Consider the following 763-nt stretch of genomic DNA (forward strand, 5'->3'; position numbering starts at 1 on the left):
GGTCCGGGCACGCCGGGTGCGTCGGGCACGACAGGCGCGGCGCGCGCGGCGGGCGGCGTACGGGATCCGGGACGCGCCCCGGCGCGCGGGCGCGAACCGGCGTGGCTGGCGCGCTTCGACCGGTCCGCACTCGCCTACGAGCTGGCCTGCAGCCTGCTGGAGCTGGGCCGTTGCGAGGCCGCGCAGCGGCGCGCGGCGAAGGCGCTGGCCGGGGTGCCGGAGTCGTCGGTGCGGCTGCGCTGCCTCGCGCTCGCCGCGCTGGGGCGGGCGCAGAGCGGGCGGCGCGAGCCGGCGCAGGCGTGCCGTTCGGGGACGCGGGCGCTGCGGCTGCTGGACGGGCTGGCGTCGGGCCGGGCCGCGACCGAACTGGCCCGGCTGGCGCGGAGCTTGCAGCCGTACGAGGCGGATCCGGCGGTGCGGGAGTTCGCCGCCCGGTGCCATGGGCTGGGCCCGTGGCTCACCGCGGCACCGAACAGGTAGTGTCCGGACGGTCAGAGTCCGTACCCATGAGGAGTCTCGTTGACCCACAACGGACACGGCAGCGAGCCGCCGCGCGAGGAGCGCGCGGGGGCGGTGCCCCCCGCGTCGGACGGCGCCGGGACGCCCCCGGGCGGCGAGCCGTGGTGGGCGCAGGACCCGTCCCCGGCCGCGGGCGCCGCGGAGCCGGCGCAGGACGAGTCGACGCAGCAGATACGCCATCTCGGCAACCGGCCGGAGCGCCCGCAGCCGCCGCCGGGCCGCCCGCCGGGCGCCGGGCCGGGCG

General features: G+C 80.5%; 1 protein-coding gene and 1 pseudogene. Both read left to right on the forward strand.

What is annotated here, in order from left to right; translation table 11 throughout:
* Window positions 1–480 (forward strand): NsdA family TPR-like regulatory protein (locus ABD317_RS37410; protein WP_486389041.1); only part of this gene is annotated, 480 nt, incomplete at its 5' end.
* A gap of 39 nt (window positions 481–519) precedes the next feature.
* A pseudogene (locus ABD317_RS37415) lies at window positions 520–763 on the forward strand (hypothetical protein); the annotation flags it as partial.

It is taken from the genome of Streptomyces synnematoformans, from assembly GCF_039531005.1.
GTDB lineage: Bacteria > Actinomycetota > Actinomycetes > Streptomycetales > Streptomycetaceae > Streptomyces > Streptomyces synnematoformans.